This window comes from Saccharopolyspora terrae (assembly GCF_004348435.1).
Lineage (GTDB): Bacteria > Actinomycetota > Actinomycetes > Mycobacteriales > Pseudonocardiaceae > Saccharopolyspora > Saccharopolyspora endophytica.
Genome location: NZ_SMKS01000084.1, coordinates 1 through 22,940, shown reverse-complemented (window position 1 = coordinate 22,940; position 22,940 = coordinate 1). Strand labels below are relative to the sequence as shown.

Sequence of the window (22,940 nt, the reverse complement as noted above, 5' to 3'; positions counted from 1 at the left end):
TGTCCCAGGTGGGTGGGCGGGGGCCGAACTCCTGGGTGGCGTCCTGGGTGATCCGGTTGATGACGTCGTGGAGCTCGAGCTCCGCGGTCCAACGCTGGGGGATCTTCGCGGCGCCCGTGGTGGCCGCGGTGAGGGCGCCGGCGACGGCCGTGGTGGTGGAGCTGTTGCCGGAGTGGTTGGCGGCGATCGGCAGGGCGGTGTCGAAGTCGCCGTCGGCCGCCAGCGCCGCGTAGGTGCCGATGGCGAGCGCTTCGGCGGCCGTGCCCGCCGTGCCGAGCTCGCGTTCCAGCTCGTCCGGTGTCAGGCGGGCGCCACCGGCGAGGTCCTTGGCGGCGGTGAGGCGGCGGGTGACCTCCTCGTGGCCGCTGTGCGGGGCGAGTTCCGCCAGGGCGCCGGTGACCGCCTCGGCCAGCGGCTCGCCGATCAGCAGCTTGGACGTCATGAACCCGAGCGCGCCCGCGCTGAGCAGGGCGGTGGGGTGGCCGTGGGTGAGCGCGGCGCTGCGCATGCCCAGCGCGAACACCTCCGACGGGTCGTCGGACCACAGGGCCGCCGGGACCGCGCGCATGATCGCGCCGCTGCCCGCCGAGTCGCTGGCAGGTTTCTCCGGGGTGCCCATCGGCTGCTGGCCCTTGGCGAAGGCGATCAGCGTGCGCATCATCGTCCGCCCCGGGTTGCGGGTCTGGAACAGCGCTCGCTGCTGGACCAGCCAGCCGTCGGGTTCCGGTGCCTCGCGGAGGAAATCGCCCGCCGCGCGCGGCCAGCTGAGGTGCTGGGTGTGCAGCCAGCGCTGGTAGGCGTGCTGCAGGTGCCGGATCGGGTCGTCGATCTCGCCCGCGCGGCGGGCGACGTTGGCCCGCAGCACGCCCTCGACCGAGAACAGCAGCAGCTGGGTGTCGCTGCCGAGCCGTCCGGACGGGTGCCCGGCGGGCACGTACTCGGTGAGCCCGTCGGCGCCGTGACGTGCGCGGATCTCGTCCCAGCCGTCGGAGGCCACCGGCATTCCCAACGCCTCGCCGACCGCGCAGCCCAGCACCGCGCCGAGGAACCGGTCCCGCGAGGCGGCCAGTCGCGGCACCCCGGTCAGCCCGGTCCGGTAGTCCGCTGTCGCGGTGGTGGCCGTCGGGGTGGAATCGTCGGCGGGGTAGCGGTTCTCCCACGCGGCGGACTCGTCGGGCTCGGGGCCGAACTCGGTCGCGGCGTCCCGGCCCAGGCGCTCGATCACGTCGAGGATCGGCAAGTGCTCCAGCAGTTCCGCGGGGATCGCGGTGGGTCCGCGCAATGCGCCGAGCAGCTGCCCGCACAGCATCGCCGTGCTCGCGGTGTCCCCGCCGTGCTCGGCGGCAGAGGCGATGGCGGCGGCGAAGTCGTCCTCGCAGGCCAGCGCCACCCGCGCGGCCACCGCGAGCGCGCCGAGCCCGCTGCGGTTCGCGCCCAGGTGCGCCGGTCCCGGCCGGAAGCCCGCCGGGCTGAGCAGGCCCAGCCGCAGCGCGTCGCCCAGCGCGGTGCGACCCGACTGCCATCCGGAAATGCCCTGGCGCAGCGAGGTTTCCAGGTCGTGCCCGCGCAGCAGCCACAGCGTCGTCGTGCCCAGCACGCTGGCCGGGCTGTGCCCGTGCGGGTGCCCGTGGGTGAGCGCGGCCAGGTCACCGCCGAGCGCGAACACCGCGCCCGGATCGCCCGACCACAGCGCGGCCAGCGCCCCGAACGGGACGGCGGTGGCCGTGTCCGAGCTGTTGATGGGCTGCTGCCGGGTGCCCTGCGGATGCCCGGCGACGACCTTCGCCGCCGAGGTCAGCAGCGTCGGCTCGTCGGTCGCCGGATCGTGCAGATCCCGCTCGGCGACCAGGAAACCGCTCGGCCGGGGTGAGTCGCCGCCGCAGTCCCGCCACGGCACACCCCGGGTGTGCAGCCAGCGGCGCAACGCCGCCAGCGCCGCCGCGGTCGGTTCGCCGGAACCCGTCGAGCGCAGCTGCGTGTGCGCGCGGATCAGCCCTTCCAGCACGAACAGCAGCGCACCGGTGCGCTGACCGACGCGGCCGAGCGCGGCGAACTCGCCGACCGCGCCGCCGAGCAGCATGCCCAGCACGCGGGCCGAGGAACCGGGCAGGACACCGGAGCGGTCGGCCAGCCCGGTCTCCGGGGACGCCGCGCCCGAATCCGGCGCGATCCGCTGCTGCAGCTCAGCGGCCCACAGCGGACGGGTCGCGGGGTGGCTCTCCCAGCGCCGCCAGACCGTCAGCAGCCGGCGTTCCACCGGGTCCCGCCGACATGCGGCCAGCAGCGCGCGTTCGTCCTCGTCCAGCCCGCGTTCGTCCACTACGGCTTAGCCCGCGCTGTTGGCGGCGGGCTGCGGCTCGGGCTCCTCGACTTCGGAGACGTCCACCTCGGCCAGAAGCCGATCCAGGACCTCCCGGAGCTCCAGCCCGTCGACCCACTCCTCGGGCAGCTCCTCGACGCCGCGCGCGGTGCCCATCAGGGCGCCGCAGATCGCCGCCGTCGCCGCGCTGTTGCCCGCGTGCGTGGCCGCGAGCGAGACCGCGTCGGCCACCGAGTTCGGGTGCGACAGGGCTGCGGCGACCGCGATGGCCAGGGCTTCCGGTGCGTGCCAGCCCAGGCCCAGCGACTCCAGCACCGTCGGCGACACGGGACCGCTGGTGGCGATCTCCACCGCGGCGCGCAGGCCGCGCGCGGTGTTCTCGGCGCCCTCCATCCGGTCGAGTTCGGCCAGCACCGACTGCACGGCCTCGATCAGCGTCCGGCCACAGTCCAGCCCGCACACCAGGCCCGCCAGCGCGGCTGCCGGCAGGTAACCGTCCGGGTGGCCGTGGGTGAGCACGCCGATGCCGATGCCGAGCGTGATCGCCTCGACCGGGTCGGTGGCCTCGAAACCGACCACGGCACCGCGCACGGTCGCGGCGGCGTTGCGGGCGTCGTTCGGCGGGTTGCCCGGCGTCGGGTTCTCACCCCGGTCGCCCCACCTGGCCACCGCGGTCAGCGTCGCCTCGTCCGGGAACCGCTGCGCGCGAAGGGTTTCCACGTCGCTGAGCTTGCCGCCGCCGTCGGGCGTCGGGCGGCCGCCCTGGGTGCGCACCCAGTCCCGCAGCGAGGCCCGCACCAGCGACGGCCGGTCCGGGTTCTCGCCGTTCAGCGCGGCCAGCACGAACGCGGTCTGCTGCGTGTAGGCGGTGGCGGCACCGAGGCGGCCGAACAGCTCGGCGTGCGCGCGCACCCCGTCGGGGTTCTCGCGCAGCGTGGTGAGCAGGTCGCTGAACATCCAGGGCGCGCCGAGCGCGTCACCCGCGGCGCTGCCGAGCACGCAGCCGGCGAGCCGGTCGCGGCGGCTGGGCCGGACCTGCTCCTCCTCGACGGCTTCGACCTCGTCCTCGGCCTCGACCTCGGCGTCCTCCGCTGCGGACTCGCCGATGAGCTGCGCCGCGCGCTCCTCGCCGAACGCCTCCGCCAGGAGCTTGTGCAGGCCCTGGGTGAGGTCGGCGTTGCCGTTGCCGTCGTCGTTGTCGTTGTCGCGGAACTTGCGCCACGCCAGCAGCAACCGCAGTTCCTCGTCGGACAGCCCGTCGTCGGAGTCGTCCTTGTCGGCGGGAGCTTCCTCGGCCGCGGCGGTCGCTACTTCCGCCTCTTCAGCTTCCGGCTCTTCGGGTTCCGGCGTGGTGGCTTCCTGCTCGGTCGCCTCCGGTTCGGGCTCCTCCTCGGCCGCAGCCACTTCCTCGGGCTCCGCCACTTCCTCGGGCTCCGCCTCGGTCGGCTGCTCCTCGGGAACCGGGTAGCGCGCCGCCCACAGCTGACCGGACGGGGGTGTGGGGCCGAACTCCAGGTCCACGTCGGCGGCCAGGAACTCCAGCGTCTCGCGCAGTTCCAGCTTGTCCTGCCAGTGCTGCGGGATCGCGGACGCGGTGTGCGCCGCGCCCATGATGCCGCCGCAGATCGACGCGGTGGAGTCGCTGGCGCCGGAGTGGTTGGCGGCCAGCACCAGCGCCTCCGGGAACGACTCCGGGTGGGTCAGCGCCGCGCACACCGCTATGGCCAGCACCTGGGCGCCGGAGTGCGCGGTGCCGAAGGCCTCCTCGATCTGCTCCGGCGTGGGCGTGCCGGTCGCGGCCAGCTCGACGGCCTTGCGCAGCGCGGTGATCGTCTCCTCGTGACCGTCCCATTCGGACAGTTCGAGGAGCGTGCGGTCCACCGCCTGCGGCAGCGAGCGATCGGCCAGCAGCTGGTGCACCAGCAGGGCGAGCGACCCGGCGGGCAGGTAGGCGCTGGCGTGGCCGTGGGTGAGCAGAGCGGTGCGGGCTCCGGTGCGGAACGCCTCGGACGGGTCGTCCGACCACAGGGCCGCCGGAGCCGCGCGCATGACCGCGCCCCAGTCGGCCGCGTCGTTCGGCGGCTTGTCCAGCGACCCCGGCTCGTTGCCGCCGGCGAAGCCGCGCAGCGCCTGCATGGTGGTCATGCCGCGGACGCGGCGGTCGAACAGCTCGCGCTGGTCGACCAGCCAGCCGTCCGGCGCCTCCGTGCTGCCCCCGGCCTCGGCCCACTCGACGCCCTGGGTGTGCAGCCAGCGCTGGTACGCCTGCTGCACGTGGGTCGTCGGGTCGGCCGAGCCGTTCTGGCGGCGCGCGGTCGAGGCGCGGATGAGGCCTTCGGCGGTGAACGCGGTCAGCTGGATCTCGTCGCTGATCGACCCGGCCGGGTGGTGTCCGTCGACGTAGTCGATGAGCCCGGAGTCGCCGTACTTCGCGCGGATCTCGGCCAGCGAGTCGGCCTCGATGGGGAAGCCGAGCGCGTCGCCGGCGGCGGCGCCCAGCAGCATCCCGAGGATCCGCTGCGTGCGCAGGTCTTCCGGGGAGGACGGCGGTGGCGGTGCGGCCGATTCCGGTGGGGAGACGACGGATTCGACCTGCGGTGCGGCCACCTCCGGCTCGGGTTCCACCTCGGGCGCGGTGTCCTCCGCCTCGTCGGTCTCCGCCGGCGCTTCCTCGGTCTCCACCGGGGTTTCCGCCGGGGTTTCCGCGCGGGGCAGCGATGAGGCGAAGTCCAGGTCGGAGACGTCGCCGGAGGCCGGGTAGCGCTTGGCCCACGCGTCCCCGGTGGGCGGGGTGCCGCGGAACTCCAGCAGTCCGTCCTTGGCCAGCGACTCCACGACCTCGCGCTGCCGCAGGTCGCGCAGCCACACGCCGGGCAGCGCGGCGGCGCCGTTGCGGGCGCCGACGATGTTGCCGCAGATCGCGGCCGTCGAATCGCTGTCGCCGGAGTGGTTGATCGCCAGCATCAGGGCGTCGGCGATGGTGTCGGTGCACAGCGCCGCGCACACCGCGATGGCCAGCGCCTCATGCCCGGCCCAGCCGCTGCCGAGGGCGTCCTTGAGCTGCTCGGGAGTGGGTTTGCCCTTCTCGGCGAGCTCTTCGGCGGCCCGCAGCGCGCGGTCCGTGTCCTCGTGATCGCGGTAGGCGGCCAGCAGCTCGCGGGCCTGCTTCAGCGCCGCGGGCAGCGATTCCTCGCGCAGCAGCCGGTGCACCAGCACCGCCAGCACACCGGCGGGCAGGTAGGCGTTGGGCTGGGAGTGGGTCAGCGCGGCGGTGGCGGCGGCGAGCTCGAAGACCGAGCGCGGGTCGTCCGACCACAGCGCGACCGGGGCGGCGCGGACCACGCCACCGCAGTCGTCGGAGTCGTTGATCGGCCGCTCGAACGTGCCGGGCGCGCCCACCGAGGCGAACTCGCGGAGAGCGCTGATGGAACCGCTGTTCGGCGAGCGCACGGCGAACAGGTCGGATTGCTCGATCAGCCAGCCGTTGGCCTTGGGGTGCTTGGCCGCGAACGGCCCGGCCGACCGCATCCACGCGTAGCCCTGGGTGTGCAGCCAGCGCTGGTAGGCGAGCTGGACGGCGGGCAGCGGACCGGCGGAGTCGCCGCTCCGGGCCAGGCTGTGCGCGCGGATCAGCCCTTCGAGGGTGAACAGCGTCAGCTGGGTGTCGTCGGTGAACTCGCCCGGGTGCTCGCCGCTGCGGTCGTACTCGGTGACGCCGTCCTCGCCGAAGCGGCTGCGGATCTGGTCGATCGGGTAGAACTCCACCGGCGCGCCCAGCGCGTCACCGATCGCCCCGGCCAGCATCGAGCCCAGGAACCGGCGGCCGAACTCGGTCTCGGCCGGGTCCGCCGGAGCCGCGGGCTGCTGCGGAACGATCGGGGTCGCGGGACCGACCGGAACCGCGGGAGCCGCGTTGGACACCGGCATGCCCGCGGGCGGCGAGACCGGTGCGCCCGCGGGCGGTGCCATGGGAGTGCCTGCGGGCGGCGAGACCGGGCCGGCTGCGGGAACAGGAGGCATCGGCGTGCCCACCGGTGGCGACACCGGAACGCCCACCGGCTTCGGCGGGACCGACGCGGCGATCTTGACCAGGTCCTCACCGGGCATCCGGGCCTTGACCGGACTGGTGGGGTTGATCTGCAGGTCGATGCCGGAGAGCTGGTTGGTCGCCAGCTGCCGTCCGGTCATGCGCTGCCAGGTCGTCCAGTTCGGCGGCAGGAAGCCGTCGGAGGTGAACACCTGCAGCTGACGGCGGCCCGACTCGTGCTCCATCGTGAACAGCCCGCTGCCCTGCGGCTGGGCGAACAGGATCAGCTCGGAGTCGAGCATCGCGGCGAGCAGGGAGTGGCCCTGCGCGTACCCGGTGGTGGTCAGCTGCAGCGCGCGCTCGACGTCGTTGGTCGGCGCGGGCAGCCGCAGCGCCACGGGCGAGGGCCGGTAGTTGGGGTTGGGGGAGAAGTCGTCGGTGATCTCACCTTGTTCGTCGACGCGGTAGCCGCCGATGAAACCCCACGGCGGCACTTCGGCGTTGGGGTCGGTGAAGATCGGGTCGACCACGTACAGCCAGGTGTTGGGCTGCTTCTTGGCCTGTTCCCGCATAGCCGGTGTGATGACCGGTCGACTCGGCTGCTGCGTGTTCATCTCGCCCTGTTGTCCCTGACTCCCTGTCCAGCCTTGCATTGATCGCCCCCACAGCGACGGTCACTCGATCGCGTGGGCCTGACGGGTCAACGATGCACGGTGAGCTGCCGGTTCCCCGTTCAAGCGCCGTTGTGCACTCTCTCATGACCTCATGGGATGAATCGTAGTCTTTGAGAGAACAACTCTGAGTGAAACTCAGCGGTGCGGTCCGGTGGATCACACGTGGGCCGGGACGGCAATGGTTCACCCGGACGGAGCCGGGCGTTCAGTCGGACAGCGCCGCGGCCATCAAGCAGCCCAGGCACGGCATCCCCGCGGGGCCGTCCAGCGCTTCGGCCTGGCCGGGGGCGATGCTGAAACCGCAGTAGGCGCGCAGGGTCTCGGGCAGCGGGCCACCGCTCGGGAGCGGGAAGAAGTGGCAGGACTTGTCCTGCTCGCTGCGCGCGAACTCAGGGCGCACCCGCGCGATCAGGTGCGGGATCGACGTCATCGCGGAGCGACCTCCTGCGCGCGCAACCCTGGCGTGAACGGCACAGATCACATCATGCAGATGAGGGCGCGAGGGCGAAGCCACTTGGCGAATTCTCGCCAAACCGTTGCGCGCGAGACGAGTCGCCCACTCTCACGCCAGGACGGGCAGCGGCGCGTCGACGGTGGCGAGGTCGTAGCGGTGCAGGACGAGATCGGCCACGCCCGGATCATCGGCCATCGGACCCGCGATCAGCGGAGCGTCCGAACGGGCCTGGGCCAGCTCGACGATGCGGTCCGGGAGCAGCCCGGGCGCCAGGAACCAGGACCCGACCGCGAACCGCCGCGCACCCCGGGCTCGCAGCAGCTCGATGGCGGCCGGGACGTCCGGGGCCGCCGCGGCCGCGAAGGTCGCGACCGTTCCGGCCCAGGAGGTCCGGGACTGCCAGCGGGCCGCGACGTCGGCGACCAGGCGGTTGGCCGGTGCGTGCGACGAGCCCGCACCCGCCAGCAGAACGCCGAGCTCCGGATCGTCGGGGTCGGCACCCGACGCCAGCAGCCGGCGCCACGCGGCGGCGTCCAGTCGCGGGTCCGGGCCCAGCACGTCGCCGATGCGCACCCGGAGGTCCGGATGCCGCTGCTGCGCGTCGGCGACGGCGGCGGGCACGTCGACGCGGGCGTGGAAGGCGTGGCCGAGCAGCAGCGGCACGACCACGGCCTCCCGGTGCCCGTCGGCGCGCACGGCGTCCAGGACGTCGCCCAGCAGCGGCTGGGACAGGTCCAGGAACGCCACGCGCACGTCCAGCTCCGGCCGCAGCGCGCGCACCACGCCCAGCAGCCGGTGGATCGTCGCGGCGGAGCGCGGATCCCGGCTGCCGTGCGCGACGGCGACCAGCGGCGCGGTGGTCATCGCGACGCTTCGGCGAACGGGGCCAGCGGCACACCGATCAGGCCCGCGGCCAGGGTGGTGCCGTCGGCCGGGTCGATGACCAGGAAGGAGCCGTTGCGGCGGCTGTCGGCGTAGTCGTCGACCGGCAGCGGCTCGGCGGTGCGCAGCTGCACCCGGCCGATCTCGTTGAGCTGCAACGAGTCCGGAGCGGCGACGCTGGTCAGCTGCTGCTCGTCGAAGCGCGCCGACAGCTCGGTGACCATCGCCTGCACGGTGCGGGCACCGTGCTTGACGAGCACCTTCGCGCCCGGGTTCAGCGTCTTCTCCGCCAGCCAGCACACGGTGGCGTCGAGCTCGTCGGTCAGCCGGGGAGCGGTCTCCGCCGCGGCGATCAGGTCACCGCGCGAGATGTCGACGTCGTCCTCCAGCAGCAGCGTCACCGAGTGACCCGCCGCGGCCTCGGCGCGCTCGCCGTCGGCGGTGTCCACCTTGGACACCTTGGTGCGCACGCCGGCGGGCAGCACGACGACGTCGTCCCCGGCCCGCACCACACCGGCGCCGACCTGGCCCGCGTAGCCGCGGTAGTCCGGGTGCTCTGCGGTGCGCGGCCGGATCACGTACTGCACCGGCATCCGGAACGGCACGTCGTGCGGGTCCGGCGCGACCGGCACGCTCTCCAGGTGCTCCAGCAGCGACGGGCCGGAGTACCAGGGCGTGTTCTCCGAGCGCTCCACCACGTTGTCGCCGAGCAGCGCCGACACCGGGATGGTCACCACGGCGTCGTCGGCGTAGCCGAGAGCCCTGGCGTGGGTGGCGAACTCCTCGGCGATGCGGGTGAAGGTCGCCTCGTCGAAGTCCACCATGTCGATCTTGTTCACGGCCAGCACCAGCTGCGGAACGCCCAGCAGCGCCAGCACCGCCGCGTGTCGCCGGGTCTGCTCGACGACGCCGTTGCGGGCGTCGACCAGCAGCACCGCCAGCTGGGCGGTCGAGGCGCCGGTCACGGTGTTGCGGGTGTACTGCACGTGGCCGGGCGTGTCGGCCAGAACGAAGGTGCGCTTCGGCGTGGCGAAGTAGCGGTAGGCCACGTCGATGGTGATGCCCTGCTCGCGCTCCGCGCGCAGGCCGTCGACCAGCAGCGACAGGTCAGGGGTGGCCAGGCCGCGGTCCGCGCTGGCCCGGTGCACCGCGTCGAGCTGGTCGGCCAGCACCGACTTGGTGTCGTGCAGCAGCCGACCCACCAGCGTGGACTTGCCGTCGTCGACGGAGCCCGCGGTGGCCAGCCGCAGCAGATCGGTGTGCACCGGCAGCGTCACCTCGGTGCCGCTGTCCGGTGCGGTGCGCGTCGTGGTCTCGGTCATCTGGAAACCCACTCCTGGTGGTCAAGGCATTGCTGTCGGGAAAGGTTCGAGGGCCGGGTCGGCTTGGCACCGCTGAGCACGCCGGACGCGACCCCTCTTGTCAGAAGTAGCCTTCGCGCTTGCGGTCTTCCATGGCCGCTTCGCTGATGCGGTCGTCGGCGCGGGTGGCGCCTCGCTCGGTGAGCCGGCTGGCCGCGACCTCGGCGATGACGTCGTCCACCGTGTAGGCCTCGGACTCGACCGCGCCGGTGCAGGACCCGTCGCCGACCGTGCGGTAGCGCACCGTCTTGGACTCCGGGTTCTCGCCGTCCCGCGGACCGCCCCACGGGCCGGAGGTCAGCCACATGCCGTCGCGCAGGTAGACCTCGCGGCGGTGCGCGTAGTAGATCTCCGGCAGCTCGATCTTCTCCCGCTGGATGTAGCGCCAGATGTCCAGCTCGGTCCAGTTCGACAGCGGGAACACGCGCACGTGCTCACCCGGGCGGTGCCGCCCGTTGTAGAGGTTCCACAGCTCCGGGCGCTGCCGGCGCGGGTCCCACTGCCCGAAGGCGTTGCGCAGGCTGAAGATGCGCTCCTTGGCGCGGGCGCGCTCCTCGTCGCGGCGACCGCCGCCGAAGACGGCGTCGAACTTGTTGTCGCCGATGGCGTCGAGCAGCGGCTGGGTCTGCAGCGGGTTGCGGGTGCCGTCGGCGCGCTCGGCCAGCCGACCGTCGTCGATGTAGTCCTGCACCTTGGCCACCACCAGGCGCAGCTGGTGCTTCTCGACGATGTCGTCGCGGAAGTCCAGCACCTCCGGGAAGTTGTGCCCGGTGTCGACGTGCAGCAGCGAGAACGGCACCGGAGCGGGCCAGAACGCCTTGATCGCCAGGTGCACCAGCACCGTGGAGTCCTTGCCACCGGAGAACAGGATCACCGGCCGGTCGAACTCACCGGCCACCTCGCGGAAGATGTGGATCGCCTCGGACTCCAGCGCGGCCAGGTTGTCCACCTGCGGCGGCGCGGACACCTCGGTGTCTGCTGTGGTCATTTCCCCTCCGTCGTCTCCCGGGACACCCGCACCCGGATCGAAGTCGTGCTCGTGTGCGCTGAGAACTCAGCCGTGCAATCCGCATTCGGTCTTGGAGCTGCCCGCCCAGCGCCCGCTGCGCGGGTCCGCGCCCGGCTGCGGCTTGGCGGTGCAGGGCTGGCATCCGATGGACGGATACCCCGCGGGAACCAGCGGGTTGACCAGCACGCCGTTGTCATCGATGTAGCGCTGCATCTCCTCGTCGGACCACGCCGCCAGCGGGTTGACCTTCACCAACCCGTTGCGGTCGTCCCAGGTCAGGATCGGGGTGTTGGCGCGGGTCGGCGCCTCCACCCGGCGCACGCCGGTCACCCACGCCTCGTAGCGGGACAGCGTGTTGCGCAGCGGGACGACCTTGCGCAGGAAGCAGCAGCGCTGCGCGTCGCGCTCGTACAGGCGCGGGCCCTCGGCCTGGTCCTGCTCGGCGACGGTCTGCTCGGGGAGAGCGTTGACCATCTTCACGTCGTAGACCTGCTCGACCGCGTCACGCGTGCCGATGGTCTCGGCGAAGTGGTAGCCGGTCTCCAGGAACAGGATCTCCACGCCGGGCATGGCCTTGGCGGCCAGGTCGACCAGCACCGCGTCCTGCATGTTGGAGGCCACGATCAGCCTGCCGTCGCCGAAGTTCTCCGCGGCCCAGCGCAGCGCCTCCTCGGCGGTGGCATCGGCCAGCTCCGGCGCGGCCTGGTCGACCAGCGCTTTGAGCTCCTCGTCGCTGCGTCGCGATCCGATCTGTGTGGTGGTTTCGGCGGTCATCAGTCTCCGTTCCCTCCCAGCGCCAACCCGACCAGCCGGACGGTGAAGACCCGTCGGCAGGCATGGCACTTCCAGGCCCCGGAGGGCTCTTCCTCCGGGGTGAGGTCCTCGTCGCCGCAGTACGGGCAGCACTGCGGCACCGCCCGCTCGCTCATTTGAGGTCGTCTTCCTCGGCGCGGGCCACCCACTGCGCGAACCGCTCGCCCTCGTCGCGCTGGTCGAGGTAGTTGCGCACGAGCCGTTCCACGTAGGGGCCGACCTCGGAGGAGATGACCTTGTGGCCGCGGATCTTCCGGCCGAACCCGGTGTCGATGGCCAGGCCACCGCCCAGGTGCACCTGGAAGCCCTCGACCTGGTTGCCGTCGGCGTCCGGGACCATCTGGCCCTTCAGACCGATGTCGGCGACCTGGGTGCGGGCGCAGGCGTTCGGGCAGCCGTTGAGGTTGATCGTCACCGGGTCGGTGACGCCGGCCTGCACGTCGGCGAGCCGCTTCTCCAGCTCGGAGACCAGGTCGATCGCCCGCTGCTTGGTCTCGACGATGGCGAGCTTGCAGAACTCGATGCCGGTGCAGGCCATCACGCCGCGCCGCCACGGCGACGGGTCGGCGTGCAGGCCCAGCTTCGCCAGGTCCGCGGTCAGACCGTCCACGTCGGACTCGGCCACGTCGAGCACCAGCAGGTTCTGCTCGACGGTGGTGCGCACCCGCTTGGAACCGACGCGCTCGGCGGCCTTGGCGACCTCCATCAGCGTCGAACCGCTGACCCGGCCCGCGGCGCTCTTGACGCCCACGTAGTGGTTGCCGTCGACCTGCCGGTGCACGCCCAGGTGGTCGCGGTGGCCGGACGGTGTCTCCGGAGCGGGGCCGTCGATCAGCTTGCGGCCCAGGTACTCGTCCTCCAGCACCTGGCGGAACTTCTCCGCGCCCCAGTCGGCGACCAGGTACTTGAGGCGGGCCCGGTTGCGCAGGCGGCGGTAGCCGTAGTCGCGGAAGATCTGCACGACCCCGTGCCAGACCTCGGCGGCGTCCTCCTGCGAAACCCAGGCGCCCAGCCGCACGGCCAGCTTCGGGTTGGTCGACAGACCGCCGCCGACCCACAGGTCGTAGCCCGGACCGTGCTCCGGGTGGACCACCCCGACCAGCGAGATGTCGTTGATCTCCGGGACCGTGTCCCAGCGCGGCGAACCCGAGATGGCGGTCTTGAACTTGCGCGGCAGGTTCGACAGCGACCGGTCGCCGATGTAGCGCTCGGTGATCTCGGCGATCGCCGGGGTGGCGTCGATGATCTCGTCGGCGGCGATGCCGGCCACCGGCGAACCCAGCACCACGCGCGGGCAGTCACCGCAGGCTTCGGTGGTCGACAGCCCGACGCTCTCCAGCTTCTGCCAGATCGTCGGCACGTCCTCGACGCGCACCCAGTGCAGCTGGACGTTCTGCCGGTCGGTGATGTCGGCGGTGTCGCGGGCGTAGGTCTGCGACACCTCGCCGATGACCCGCAGCTGCTCGGTGGTCAGCGCACCGCCGTCGATGCGCACCCGCATCATGAAGTAGCGGTCGTCGAGGTCTTCGGGCTCGATCGTGCCGGTGCGCGCCCCGGGGATGCCGGGCGCGCGCTGGGTGTACAGGCCCCACCAGCGGAAGCGGCCTCGCAGGTCACCCGGGTCGATGGCGTCGAAACCCCGGTGGGCGTAGATGTTCTCGATCCGCTCGCGCACGTTGAGCGGGTTGTCGTCCTTCTTGGAGCGCTCGTTGGCGTTGAGCGGTTCGCGGTAACCGAGCGCCCACTGGCCCTCGCCGCGGGTCTTGCGCTTGCGGGCAGGACGAGCAGGCGATTCCGTGGGGGGAGCCATGTCCGCGACCTCCGGGACTTCCAGGCGCGAAGCCCCCGCGTGGAAGTACCGTCGGCGTGACGGCTCTCACTCCTCGGAGGCCCGGCGCCGACTGAACAAGACAAAAAGACGGCGGGGGATCAGACCTTGCCGAGGCAGAGCGCGCTGGCCACCCGCCGCAGGTCAACGTACCTGCGGGCGACCAGGAGAAGCTTTGGCAGAGTCGCACCCACGTCGCGCAGCGTGCCACGCGTGAACCGGCGGGACCAACCCCATCCGCATGGTGAGACAGTGGAAGGGTGCCTGCTCAACCCCCTACCGGCGAACCGGCCCCGGCCGACGGGAACCTCCCCGAATCGGCCCTGACCGGGCTGGGTTCGCGCCCCTTCGGCGTCTACGTCCACGTGCCGTTCTGCGCCACCCGCTGCGGGTACTGCGACTTCAACACCTACACCGCCGATGAGCTGGGATCTTCGGCGAGTTTCGGCAGCTGGCTGGACGGCCTGCGAGCCGAGCTGGAACTGGGCGCGAAGGTCCTCTCCGCGGGACCCGCGCCGGCCGCTGAGACCGTCTTCGTGGGAGGCGGAACGCCCTCGTTGCTGGGGGCCGAACGGCTCGGCGCGGTCGTCGATGCGATTCGGGACACATTCGGCCTGGCAGCCGGGGCCGAGGTGACCACCGAGTCCAACCCGGAGTCGACCTCCCCGGAGTTCTTCGAACGGATTCGAAAATCCGGTTTCACGCGCGTGTCCCTCGGCATGCAGTCGGCCGCCGAGCACGTGCTGCGCGTGCTGGAGCGCACCCACACGCCGGGGCGTGCCGTGGCCGCCGCCCGCGAGGCCCGCGCCGCCGGGTTCGAGCACGTCAACCTGGACCTGATCTACGGCACGCCGGGGGAGCGCGAGCAGGACCTGCGCGACTCGCTGGACGCGGTGCTGGAAGCGGGCGTGGACCACGTCTCGGCGTACTCGCTGATCGTGGAGGACGGCACGGCCATGGCCCGCAAGGTCCGCCGCGGCGAACTGCCGATGCCCGACGAGGACGTCCTCGCCGACCGCTACGAGCTCATCGACGCCAAGCTGGCCGAGGCCGGTCTGCACTGGTACGAGGTCTCCAACTGGGCGAGCGACGCCGACGCCGAGTGCCGCCACAACCTCGGCTACTGGCAGGGCGGCGACTGGTGGGGCGCGGGCCCGGGCGCGCACAGCCACGTCGGCGGCGTCCGCTGGTGGAACGTCAAGCACCCCGCCCGCTACGCGGCCACCCTCGCCGAGGGCGGCTCCCCGGCGCAGGCCCGCGAGCTGCTCACCGCCGAGGACCAGCGCATCGAGCGCGTCATGCTCGAACTCCGCGTGCGCAGCGGCCTGTCGGTGCGGACCCTCGACGACGCGGGCCGCCGCGCCGCCGACCAGGCCGTCGCCGACGGCCTGCTGGAGCCCGGCGCCCTCGCCGACGGCCGCTGCGTCCTCACCGACCGCGGCCGCCTCCTCGCCGACGCAGTGGTCCAAGACCTCCTCGCCTGACATCGCCCGGTATCACGCGGTATCATGCGGTTATGGCGATGACACTGCGGTTGACAGACGAGGAAGCCGAGGCTCTTCGTCAAGCGGCGGAGGACGAGCACCGGTCGATGCAGGACGTTGCGCGCCAAGCCATTCGTGAGTACACGGCCCGGCGCGAGGTCTCGTTCGCGGAGGCTGTCGACTTCGTGGTTCAGCGAGACGCAGAGCTGATCGAGAGGTTGGGCCAGTAGGTGACCAGGTTTCCCTCCATCGATGACCTGGTCCTCGCCGCGACGCGCGCTCTAGGGCATCAACCGGAGGTCAGAGACTGGGGCTTGCTGCAGGGCGCGCTCGCACGCGCACAGGCAACCGTCTTCGGGAAGGACGCCTATCCGACGGTGCACGACAAAGCAGCGGCCTTGTTGCATTCGCTTGTCCGCAACGACGCGTTGGTGGACGGCAACAACCGGCTCGGGTGGGTCGGCACCTTCGGTTTCTACTGGATCAACGGAGTCCTCTTGACCGCTCCGACGGTTGATGACGGTGAGAAGTTCGTGGTGGCCATCGCCTCCGGCGAGCTAGATGTGCCGGAAATCGCGGGGACGCTGCGCGCTTGGACGACTCCGCGGCTGAGTCAGTAGCGGTTGGCTCGCGGCCTGACGAGCTGCCGCGCGCTTGTGCGGGTGGGAGCTGCGGCTCTCGGTTCTGGGGGACGAACACCGTAAACTCGATGTGGGCGCCCAGAGCCCCGAGCTTCGGGTGCGCGGATTGGTGTGGGCCCGTGTTACCGCGAAATCCGCTGGGCAGGCTGTTGAGGAGGTGCGCGGGTGAACGCGGATGAACGCCGCTTCGAGGTCCTGCGGGCGATCGTGGCCGACTTCGTGTCGTCCAAGGAGCCGGTCGGGTCGAAGGCGTTGGTCGACCGCCACAACCTCGGTGTGTCCAGCGCCACCGTGCGCAACGACATGGCCGCGCTGGAGGAGGACGGCTTCATCGTCCAGCCGCACACCAGCGCCGGACGTGTGCCCACCGACAAGGGCTACCGGTTGTTCGTCGACCGGTTGCACGAGGTCAAGCCGCTGACCGGTCCCGAACGCCGCGCCATCCGCAACTTCCTGGACGGCGCTCTGGACCTCGACGACGTGATGCGCCGCAGCGTGCGGCTGCTCGCGCAGCTCACCCAGCAGGTCGCCGTCGTCCAGTACCCGACGCTGACCCGGTCCACCGTCCGGCACGTCGAGGTGGTCACGATCACCCCGGCGAGGCTGATGCTGGTGCTGATCACCAACACCGGCCGCGTCGACCAGCGCATGGTCGACCTCGGCGACGTCATCACCGACGACGACGTGGCCCGGCTGCGGACCGTGCTCAACTCGGCGATGGCCGAGAAGCGGCTGGCCGACGCCTCCGCCGCCGTGGCCGAACTGCCCGACCAGGCCCCGCCGGAACTGCGCGACGTGCTCATCCGGGTCTGCGGCGTGCTCATCGAGTCGCTCGTGGAGCACCCGGAGGAGCGGATGGTGCTCGGCGGCACGCCCAACCTCACCCGCAACGTCGCCGACTTCCCGAACTCGCTGCGCCAGGTCCTCGAAGCTCTGGAGGAGCAGGTGGTGGTGCTCAAGCTGCTCGCCGCCGCCCGCGATTCGAGTACCGTCCGGGTCAGCATCGGGGCGGAGAACGAAGCGTTGGAGATGCAGACGACCTCGGTGATTTCCACCGGATACGGTTCGGATGGCATGGTCTTGGGCGGTCTGGGCGTTGTCGGCCCGACCCGCATGGACTACCCCGGAACGATGGCGGCGGTCCGTGCCGTGGCCGCGTACGTGGGTGAGATCCTGGACGGCCGGTGAGGTTCGCACCGGCATGACCGGCATTCACTCGACTTAATCGAGCAGAGGAAGTACGGAGAAGGTGGCCAGGGACTACTACGCGACCCTCGGGGTTTCCCAGGACGCGACACCCGAGCAGATCAAGCGCGCATACCGCAAACTCGCCCGGGAACTGCACCCCGACGTCAATCCGGACGAGGCGGCTCAGGAGCGGTTCGCGGAGGTGACCACCGCCTACGAGGTGCTCTCCGATCCGAAGAAGCGCCAGGTCGTGGACCTCGGCGGGGACCCGCTGGGCAACGGCGGCGGCGCCGGTGGCGGCATGGGCGGCGATCCGTTCGCCGGCTTCGGCGGCCTCGGCGACATCATGGACGCCTTCTTCGGCGGCGGAGGCGGCGGCGGTGGCCGAGGCCCGCGCAGCCGCGTGCAGCCCGGTTCCGACGCCCTGCTGCGCCTGGAGCTGACGCTGGAGGAGTGCGCCAGCGGCGTCAACCGCGATATCACCGTGGACACCGCGGTGCTCTGCGACGTCTGCGACGGCGGCGGTTCGAAGGCCGGCAGCGCGCCCTCGACCTGCGACACCTGCGGTGGTCGCGGCGAGGTGCAGTCGGTGCAGCGGTCCTTCCTGGGCCAGGTCATGACGTCCCGCCCCTGCCCGGTCTGCCGCGGCTTCGGCGAGGTCATCACCGACCCCTGCCAGCAGTGCTCCGGTGACGGCCGGGTCCGCGCGCGGCGCACCATCACCGTCAAGATCCCGGCGGGCGTCGGCGACGGCATGCGCGTCCGGCTCGCCGGCGAAGGCGAGGTCGGTCCAGGCGGTGGCCCGGCGGGCGACCTGTTCGTCGAGGTCGAGGAGCAGCCGCACGACCGGTTCACCCGCGACGGCGCCGACCTGCACTGCAACGTCGAACTGCCGATGACGGCGGCGGCGCTGGGCACGGTGCTGCTGCTGGAGACGCTGGACGGTTCGCACGAGGAGATCGCGGTCGAGGCGGGCACCCAGCCCGGCACCGAGCACGTGATCACCGGACGCGGACTGCCCAAGCTGCGCTCCAACGGCAAGGTCAGCGGCCACGGCGACCTGCACATCCACCTGGACGTCGTGGTTCCGACGAACCTCGACGACACCCAGTCGGAGATGCTGCGCGACCTGGCCAAGCTGCGCGGCGAGGAGCAGCCCGAGCCGACGGTGACCGCCAACGGCAACGGCAGGCAGGGGCTGTTCTCGCGGTTCCGCTCCTTCGGGCACCGCTGAGGTAGCCCGTGTCGCTGCCGGTCTTCTCGGTGGAGCGGTTGCCCGCGGTCGGATCCACCACGCTGGACGGTCCCGAGGGCAAGCACGCCGCCACCGTGCGCCGCCTGCGCGTCGGCGAAGAGCTGCTGCTCTCCGACGCGCAGGGCGGCATGGCGCGCTGCGTCGTCGAGGCCGCCGAACGCGATTCGCTGCGGTTGGCGGTGTCGGAGACCTGGCACGAGCCGCAGCCGGAGCTGCGCGTCCGTGTGGTCCAGGCGCTGGTCAAGGGCGATCGCGGCGAGCTCGCAGTCGAACTGGCCACCGAGGCCGGGGTCGACGCGGTCGTGCCGTGGCGCGCGTCCCGCTGCGTGGCCAAGTGGGACGACGGACCGCGCGGGGCCAAGGCCCTGGCCCGCTGGCGCAGCACCGCAGCGGCGGCGGCCAAGCAGGCCCGCCGGGCCTGGACGCCCGAGGTCACCGAGCCGGTCAGCACCAAGCAGCTCGCCGCGCTCATCGCCGAGGCCGACGCCGCGCTGGTCCTGCACGAGTCGGCGGCCGGCCCGCTGACCTCGGCCGATCTGCCGGCTTCGGGCGAGGTCCTGCTGGTGGTGGGCCCGGAGGGCGGCATCACCGACGACGAGCTCACCGTCCTGGGCGACGCCGGAGCGCAGGTCACCCGCTTGGGACACACGGTCCTGCGGGCCTCGACCGCCGCCGCCGTGGCGCTGGGCGCGCTGGGGGCTGTGACCACCCGCTGGTCCTGACACCTCGGGTGACCAAGATCGAGAACTTCCCCGTTTGCGTAGCGCGATCGGCTGACGCGGGGATACGCTCGGTGGCTGCGAGAGTGCGACGGCAACGTCGTCACCGGTGTCGCACGGACACCGGGTTCTCCGCACTCGCCGGACACCTCCCCCCTTGGTCCGGCGAGAGCTGCGCCGCAAGTGGAGCACTCCCCCCAGCCCCGGTTGCGGCGCAGCACCTCACAGACGACGTGACGCGTCACTTCCGCCCGCGGCCCGAACATCGACTTCGGCTAGCCTTCGGGGCATGAGCGAGGAGAAGGAGCTGTTCCTGCGCATCATCGCGCGGGAGATCCCGGCCGACATCGTGCGGGAGAACGAGCGGGTCATCGCGATCCGCGACATCAACCCGCAGGCCCCGACGCACGTGCTGGTCATTCCCAAGGAGCGGTATCGCAACGTCGCCGAGCTGGCCGCCGCCGACCCGGCTCTGCTGAGCGAGCTGATCACCACCGCGCACGAGATCGCCGAGGCCGAGGGAATCTCCGAGCCCGGTTACCGGTTGTTGTTCAACACCAACGCCGACGCGGGCCAGACCATCTTCCACGTGCACCTGCACCTGCTCGGCGGGGAATGGCTCGGTGGCATGACCGGCGGTCCGCTCAAGGGCTGACCGGCGGGTTCCGGGGGAGCAGGTCGGCAACTCGGTTGCTCCCTTGGACTACCATCGGGGCCAGGGAGAACTGACCGAACGACCCGCGCGCAACGCGCAGAAGGTAGGCCCGAACTACGTGGCCGGTATCGCAGCGGGTGGCGCCGCCGCCCAGCCCGGAGAGCAGCCGCAGACCGCAACGGCTCAGTCCAAGGTGAACATCCCCGACGACGTCGTGCTGACGCTGGTGGGCAGCCGGGACGAGAACCTGCGGGTCGTCGAGGACCTGCTCACCGCCGACGTCCATGTCCGGGGCAACGAGGTGACTCTCTCCGGGGAGCCTGCGGAGGTCGCGTTCGCGGAACGGGTGTTCGCCGAGCTCATCGCCCTCATCGGCAAGGGCAGCCAGCTCAATCCCGACATCGTCCGCCGCAGCGTGGGGATGCTCTCGGCCGACCACAACGAGTCGCCCGCCGACGTGCTCAGCCTGGACATCGTGTCCCGGCGCGGTCGGACCATCCGCCCCAAGACGCTCAACCAGAAGCGCTACGTCGACGCCATCGACAACCACACCGTGGTGTTCGGCATCGGCCCCGCCGGTACCGGCAAGACGTACCTGGCCATGGCCAAGGCCGTGCAGGCGTTGCAGGCCAAGCGGGTCAACCGGATCATCCTGACGCGCCCGGCCGTCGAGGCCGGTGAGCGGCTGGGCTTCCTGCCCGGCACCCTCTACGAGAAGATCGACCCCTACCTGCGGCCGCTGTACGACGCGCTGCACGACATGGTCGATCCGGAATCGGTACCGCGCCTGACCTCGGCGGGGACGATCGAGATCGCCCCGCTGGCCTTCATGCGCGGGCGCACGCTCAACGATTCCTTCATCATCCTGGACGAGGCGCAGAACACCACGCCCGAGCAGATGAAGATGTTCCTGACCCGCTTGGGCTTCGGCTCCAAGATCGTGGTCACCGGCGACGTCACCCAGATCGACCTGCCCGGGGGCCAGCGCAGCGGCCTGAAGATGGTGCAGAACATCCTGGACGACGTCGACGACGTCCACTTCTCCCAGCTGGACAGCCACGACGTGGTGCGGCACCGGCTGGTCACCGACATCGTCAACGCCTACGACCGCTGGCACGCGATCAACGACGCCGACCAGCACGACGAACGGCGCAACGGCCAGCGACGAGGACGAGCATGACCATCGAGATCGCCAACGAATCCGGCGTCGCGGTGCCCGAGGAGACGATCGTCTCCGTGGCCCGCTTCGCGCTCGACAAGATGAGCGTCAGCCAGCTCGCCGAGCTGTCCATAGTGCTGGTGGACCTCGACGTGATGGCCGACCTGCACGAGCGGTGGATGGACCTGCCCGGTCCCACCGACGTGATGTCGTTCCCGATGGACGAGTACGACTCGGCCCGCCGCCCCGACTCGGCCGGATCCGGCCCGGCGCTGCTCGGCGACATCGTGCTCTGCCCCGCCTTCGCCAAGGACCAGGCGAAGAAGGCCGGTCACAGCACGCTCGACGAGCTGCACCTGCTGACCGTGCACGGCGTCCTGCACCTGCTCGGCTACGACCACGCCGAGCCGGAGGAGGAGCGCGAGATGTTCGGGCTGCAGAACCGCATCCTGGCCGAGTACCGCGAGGCGCGTGACGAGGCCGAGCGGGCGCAGGCCCAGCGCAGCGCGGACGACAAGGTCCTGGGCGCGGTCGGCCTGGACGACGAGCCGGGCGCCGGCCCGGCTCCTGCGAACTAGGGGAGTGGAGTTGGCCGGTTCCACCGCGTTCTTGGTGCTCGCGGTGCTGCTGGTGCTCGCGGCCGGGGTGTTCGCCGCCTCCGAGGCGGCCATCACCGTGGCCTCCCACGCGCGCGCCGAAGACCTGGCCCGGCAGGGCCGCACCGGCGCCAAGCAGCTCGTCCTGCTGCTCGGCGACCGGCCCAGGCACGTCAACCTGCTGCTCCTGCTCCGGCTCGCCTGCGAGATGGGCGCGACCGTGCTGGTCACGGTGGTGGCGCTGCGCGTCGCGGAGTCGGAGACCTGGGCGCTGGTCGTCGCGGTGCTGATCATGCTGGTCGCCTCGTACGTGCTGGTCGGCGTCGGACCGCGCACGCTCGGCAGGCAGCACCCGTACGGCATCGGTCTGAAGATCGCGGTGCCGGTCCGCGTGCTGGCCCGACTGCTCAACCCGCTGACCCGGCTGCTGATCCTGATCGGCAACATGATCACGCCCGGCAAGGGCTTCCGCGAGGGACCGTTCTCCACCGAGGTGGAGCTGCGCGAGCTGGTCGACCTGGCCGGGGAGCGCGGCGTGGTGGCCGCCGGTGAGCGCGAGATGATCCACTCGGTCTTCGAGCTCGGCGACACGCTCGCGCGCGAGGTGATGGTGCCGCGCACCGAGATCATCTGGATCGAGCAGACCAAGTCGGCCCGTCAGGCGCTGGCGCTGTGCCTGCGCTCGGGCTTCTCCCGGATCCCGGTGATCGGGGACAGCGTCGACGACATCGTCGGCCTGGTCACGCTCAAGGACCTCACCCGCATCGTGCTGGAGACCACCGACGCCGCAGGGCCGGCGGTGGTGGAGCTGATGCGGCCCGCGACCTTCGTGCCCGACACCAAGCGGCTTGACGAGCTGCTGCGCGAGATGCAGATCTCGCGCGGTCACCTCGCCATCGCGGTCGACGAGTACGGCGGTACCGCCGGGCTGCTGACCATCGAGGACATCGTGGAGGAGATCGTCGGCGAGATCACCGACGAGTCCGACCGCGAGGAGCACCGCCCGGTCGAGCACCTGGAGGACGGCACCGTCCGGGTGAGCTCCCGACTCCCGGTCGAGGACCTGGGCGAGCTGTTCGACGTCGAGCTCGACGACTCCGACGTGGAGACCGTGGGCGGTCTGCTGGCGCAACGGCTGGGCCGGGTGCCGCTGCCGGGTGCCGAGACCGAGATCGCCGGCCTTCGGCTTCGGGCCGAGGGCGGCAAGGACCACCGGGGCCGGATCCGCATCAACGCGCTGCTGGTCCACCGGGTGAACACCGATCAAGCACCGCTGCGCGGTGCCGACCAGGAGGGAAGCAACAGCCGTGGCTGAGCACGTCGAGAAGGCGGCACCGCAGGAGCTCGACCCGGAGGACGCCAAGATCGTCACGCTCGCGCGTTCCTCCCGCGCCCGCAACGGCGCCGCCGAAGGCGCGGCGGTCCGCGACACCGACGGCCGCACCTACGCGGCCACCACGGTGGACCTGTCGTCCCTGAAGCTCACGGCCCTGCAGGCCGCGGTGGCCGCAGCGGTCTCCAGCGGCGCCGAGGGCCTGGAAGCCGCCGCGGTCGTCACCGACGCGGACGCCCTGGACCACGCCTCGGTCGTCGCCGCCCACGACCTCACCAAGAACACCCCCATCCTCCGGGCCGATGCCAAGGGCGAAGTACAGGGCCTCATCACCGACTGACGCGGTCCGGGAAGTCGAATTTCGCGAGAAATTCGAATGCGTCCCCGCGCTCGGGCGTGTCTGACGAGATCAGGGGCCTGTGGTGCAGGTGCCGTCGAATTTCTCGCGAACTTCGAGTCCCAAGTTTTGGGGTCGAAATTCTCGCGAAATTCGACGATGGCTGGGGGTCGGGTGGCCCGGGGTGGTGAGCCTGTCTCTTATA

At 71.6% G+C, this 22,940-nt stretch carries 21 protein-coding genes; 11 read left to right on the top strand and 10 right to left on the bottom strand.

Annotation, left to right across the window (positions count from 1 at the left end):
* The 10 genes from E1181_RS28210 to E1181_RS32990 form a co-directional block, all read right to left on the bottom strand.
* On the bottom strand, positions 1-2,320 hold a 2,320-nt coding region (locus E1181_RS28210; RefSeq protein ID WP_132679457.1), incomplete at its 3' end, for an ADP-ribosylglycohydrolase family protein.
* 6 nt (positions 2,321-2,326) lie between these two features.
* Positions 2,327-6,919, bottom strand: a complete 4,593-nt coding sequence (locus tag E1181_RS28205) for a type VII secretion system-associated protein (RefSeq protein ID WP_268952511.1) — start codon at positions 6,917-6,919, stop codon at positions 2,327-2,329.
* Between the two features lie 307 nt (positions 6,920-7,226).
* A complete protein-coding gene (locus E1181_RS28200; RefSeq protein WP_132679454.1) occupies positions 7,227-7,451 on the bottom strand; it encodes a hypothetical protein in 225 nt (74 codons plus the stop codon).
* A gap of 132 nt (positions 7,452-7,583) precedes the next feature.
* On the bottom strand, positions 7,584-8,339 hold the full coding sequence (locus E1181_RS28195; RefSeq protein ID WP_132679452.1) for a sirohydrochlorin chelatase: 756 nt from the start codon (positions 8,337-8,339) through the stop codon (positions 7,584-7,586).
* Positions 8,336-9,679 carry a sulfate adenylyltransferase subunit 1 gene (locus E1181_RS28190; protein WP_235877104.1) on the bottom strand — a complete coding sequence of 448 codons (1,344 nt, stop codon included), beginning with the start codon at positions 9,677-9,679 and terminating at the stop codon, positions 8,336-8,338. Before E1181_RS28190 ends, E1181_RS28195 begins: the two co-directional genes overlap by 4 nt.
* 100 nt (positions 9,680-9,779) lie before the next feature.
* Positions 9,780-10,706, bottom strand: coding sequence for a sulfate adenylyltransferase subunit CysD (cysD, locus tag E1181_RS28185; RefSeq protein WP_132679451.1), 927 nt, complete (start codon positions 10,704-10,706; stop codon positions 9,780-9,782).
* Positions 10,707-10,772: 66 nt separating this feature from the next.
* A complete protein-coding gene (locus tag E1181_RS28180; protein ID WP_132679449.1) occupies positions 10,773-11,501 on the bottom strand; it encodes a phosphoadenylyl-sulfate reductase in 729 nt (242 codons plus the stop codon).
* On the bottom strand, positions 11,501-11,656 hold the full coding sequence (locus E1181_RS28175; protein ID WP_132679448.1) for an Insertion element protein: 156 nt from the start codon (positions 11,654-11,656) through the stop codon (positions 11,501-11,503). Before E1181_RS28175 ends, E1181_RS28180 begins: the two co-directional genes overlap by 1 nt.
* Complete coding sequence (locus E1181_RS28170) at positions 11,653-13,350, bottom strand: nitrite/sulfite reductase (protein WP_132679446.1); 1,698 nt, start codon at positions 13,348-13,350, stop codon at positions 11,653-11,655. Before E1181_RS28170 ends, E1181_RS28175 begins: the two co-directional genes overlap by 4 nt.
* A gap of 119 nt (positions 13,351-13,469) precedes the next feature.
* Positions 13,470-13,562: a putative leader peptide gene (locus E1181_RS32990; RefSeq protein ID WP_363863310.1), complete on the bottom strand. Its 93-nt coding sequence runs from the start codon at positions 13,560-13,562 to the stop codon at positions 13,470-13,472.
* A 66-nt stretch (positions 13,563-13,628) separates the two neighbouring features.
* On the opposite strand from E1181_RS32990, the gene hemW reads away from it, so the two are divergent.
* The 11 genes from hemW (at position 13,629) to E1181_RS28115 (ending at position 22,738) form a co-directional block, all read left to right on the top strand.
* Positions 13,629-14,852, top strand: coding sequence for a radical SAM family heme chaperone HemW (gene hemW, locus E1181_RS28165; protein WP_132679445.1), 1,224 nt, complete (start codon positions 13,629-13,631; stop codon positions 14,850-14,852).
* A gap of 32 nt (positions 14,853-14,884) precedes the next feature.
* On the top strand, positions 14,885-15,082 hold the full coding sequence (locus tag E1181_RS28160; RefSeq protein WP_132679444.1) for a ribbon-helix-helix protein, CopG family: 198 nt from the start codon (positions 14,885-14,887) through the stop codon (positions 15,080-15,082).
* Positions 15,083-15,472, top strand: a complete 390-nt coding sequence (locus E1181_RS28155) for a type II toxin-antitoxin system death-on-curing family toxin (RefSeq protein ID WP_132679442.1) — start codon at positions 15,083-15,085, stop codon at positions 15,470-15,472.
* Positions 15,473-15,658: 186 nt separating this feature from the next.
* On the top strand, positions 15,659-16,681 hold the full coding sequence (hrcA, locus tag E1181_RS28150) for a heat-inducible transcriptional repressor HrcA (RefSeq protein WP_132679440.1): 1,023 nt from the start codon (positions 15,659-15,661) through the stop codon (positions 16,679-16,681).
* Positions 16,682-16,742: 61 nt separating this feature from the next.
* Positions 16,743-17,915: a molecular chaperone DnaJ gene (gene dnaJ / locus E1181_RS28145; protein ID WP_132679438.1), complete on the top strand. Its 1,173-nt coding sequence runs from the start codon at positions 16,743-16,745 to the stop codon at positions 17,913-17,915.
* Between the two features lie 8 nt (positions 17,916-17,923).
* Positions 17,924-18,658, top strand: a complete 735-nt coding sequence (locus tag E1181_RS28140) for a 16S rRNA (uracil(1498)-N(3))-methyltransferase (RefSeq protein ID WP_132679436.1) — start codon at positions 17,924-17,926, stop codon at positions 18,656-18,658.
* 286 nt (positions 18,659-18,944) lie between these two features.
* A complete protein-coding gene (locus tag E1181_RS28135; RefSeq protein ID WP_132679434.1) occupies positions 18,945-19,310 on the top strand; it encodes a histidine triad nucleotide-binding protein in 366 nt (121 codons plus the stop codon).
* Between the two features lie 118 nt (positions 19,311-19,428).
* Complete coding sequence (locus E1181_RS28130; RefSeq protein WP_132679458.1) at positions 19,429-20,490, top strand: PhoH family protein; 1,062 nt, start codon at positions 19,429-19,431, stop codon at positions 20,488-20,490.
* A complete protein-coding gene (gene ybeY, locus E1181_RS28125; protein WP_132679432.1) occupies positions 20,487-21,047 on the top strand; it encodes an rRNA maturation RNase YbeY in 561 nt (186 codons plus the stop codon). Before E1181_RS28130 ends, ybeY begins: the two co-directional genes overlap by 4 nt.
* A gap of 10 nt (positions 21,048-21,057) precedes the next feature.
* The gene (locus tag E1181_RS28120) at positions 21,058-22,380 is read left to right on the top strand and encodes a hemolysin family protein (RefSeq protein WP_132679430.1); all 1,323 of its coding nucleotides are present in this window, start codon (positions 21,058-21,060) and stop codon (positions 22,378-22,380) included.
* Positions 22,373-22,738 (top strand): cytidine deaminase, encoded by a 366-nt coding sequence (locus E1181_RS28115; RefSeq protein ID WP_132679428.1) that lies wholly within the window; start codon positions 22,373-22,375, stop codon positions 22,736-22,738. Before E1181_RS28120 ends, E1181_RS28115 begins: the two co-directional genes overlap by 8 nt.
* Positions 22,739-22,940: the final 202 nt, after the last annotated feature.

Bases quoted from the DNA above. Each gene is read 5' to 3' on its own strand.
- E1181_RS28205 (WP_268952511.1), bottom strand. From the start codon at position 6,919: ATGCGGGAACAGGCCAAGAAGCAGCCCAACACCTGGCTGTACGTGGTC.
- E1181_RS28200 (WP_132679454.1), bottom strand. From the start codon at position 7,451: ATGACGTCGATCCCGCACCTGATCGCGCGGGTGCGCCCTGAGTTCGCG.
- E1181_RS28195 (WP_132679452.1), bottom strand. From the start codon at position 8,339: ATGACCACCGCGCCGCTGGTCGCCGTCGCGCACGGCAGCCGGGATCCG.
- E1181_RS28190 (WP_235877104.1), bottom strand. From the start codon at position 9,679: ATGACCGAGACCACGACGCGCACCGCACCGGACAGCGGCACCGAGGTG.
- cysD (WP_132679451.1), bottom strand. From the start codon at position 10,706: ATGACCACAGCAGACACCGAGGTGTCCGCGCCGCCGCAGGTGGACAAC.
- E1181_RS28180 (WP_132679449.1), bottom strand. From the start codon at position 11,501: ATGACCGCCGAAACCACCACACAGATCGGATCGCGACGCAGCGACGAG.
- E1181_RS28175 (WP_132679448.1), bottom strand. From the start codon at position 11,656: ATGAGCGAGCGGGCGGTGCCGCAGTGCTGCCCGTACTGCGGCGACGAG.
- E1181_RS28170 (WP_132679446.1), bottom strand. From the start codon at position 13,350: ATGGCTCCCCCCACGGAATCGCCTGCTCGTCCTGCCCGCAAGCGCAAG.
- E1181_RS28160 (WP_132679444.1), top strand. From the start codon at position 14,885: ATGGCGATGACACTGCGGTTGACAGACGAGGAAGCCGAGGCTCTTCGT.
- E1181_RS28135 (WP_132679434.1), top strand. From the start codon at position 18,945: ATGAGCGAGGAGAAGGAGCTGTTCCTGCGCATCATCGCGCGGGAGATC.
- ybeY (WP_132679432.1), top strand. From the start codon at position 20,487: ATGACCATCGAGATCGCCAACGAATCCGGCGTCGCGGTGCCCGAGGAG.